Source organism: Pseudomonas sp. GLN_2 (assembly GCF_043106005.1).
Classification (GTDB): domain Bacteria; phylum Pseudomonadota; class Gammaproteobacteria; order Pseudomonadales; family Pseudomonadaceae; genus Aquipseudomonas; species Aquipseudomonas alloputida.
In genome coordinates this window covers 1-691 of the sequence record NZ_JBICMC010000018.1, presented here as the reverse complement: position 1 = coordinate 691, position 691 = coordinate 1, and the positions used below count along the sequence as shown (strand labels likewise).

The following is a 691-nucleotide window of genomic DNA, read 5'->3' as shown; positions in this document are numbered from 1 at the left end:
CCTCCTGAAGTCGCAATCTGCGTCGCCTGGACTACCGCGCGCTTAGAAGCAAAAGCCAAAGCAAGAGCAAGAGCAAGAGCAAGAGCAAGAGCAAGAGCAAGAGCAAGAGCAAGAGCAACGACGTTCTTCCAGGTACACCAGGCCGATGGCAGCCATGCCGGCGATATCCTTATCCAGATGACCGGGCAAAACGTCACCGAATGCATCGGCGATGCCCGGCCGATCACCGAATTCGCTTCTCGCTTTTGATTTTGCTTCTAAGTGCGCGGTAGTCCAGGCAACGCAGATTGCGACTTCAGGAGGCCGAGCGCAGGGCTTGCGGAGGGAGATGACGGGCATGGATGCCCGTCAAGCGCTGAGGCCCCATGGATGGGGCCTGCAGCGCGTGCTCCCAGGAGCAAGGCCGGAGCGAGGGGACCCCGGAGCGCAGCGTAGGGGCCGGATGATGGGAGCCGACGGTTTTTGGTCCCTTTTTGCCACGACAAAAAGGGACCCGCCGTAAGGGCGGAAAGGTGAGTCGGCGTCGCCATCGCAAACGGACTGTACGCCCGATCAGAACCAGCGCTTAAGCTTTTGAGCTTTTGAGCTTTTGAGCTTTTGAGCTTTTGAGCTTTTGGGCCTTTGGGTTGTGCGCTTTCACATCAAGTAGACATTCATTCACGATGTAGGCGCCTATTCACCTTTCCGCCCT

At 57.7% G+C, this 691-nt stretch carries 1 protein-coding gene; it reads left to right on the top strand.

The genetic code is table 11. The features are described 5' to 3' along the window. The first annotated feature begins 15 nt into the window (after positions 1 to 15). Positions 16 to 249: a 3-deoxy-7-phosphoheptulonate synthase gene (locus ACF8Q6_RS04450; RefSeq protein WP_392498368.1), complete on the top strand. Its 234-nt coding sequence runs from the start codon at positions 16 to 18 to the stop codon at positions 247 to 249. Positions 250 to 691 lie beyond the last annotated feature (442 nt).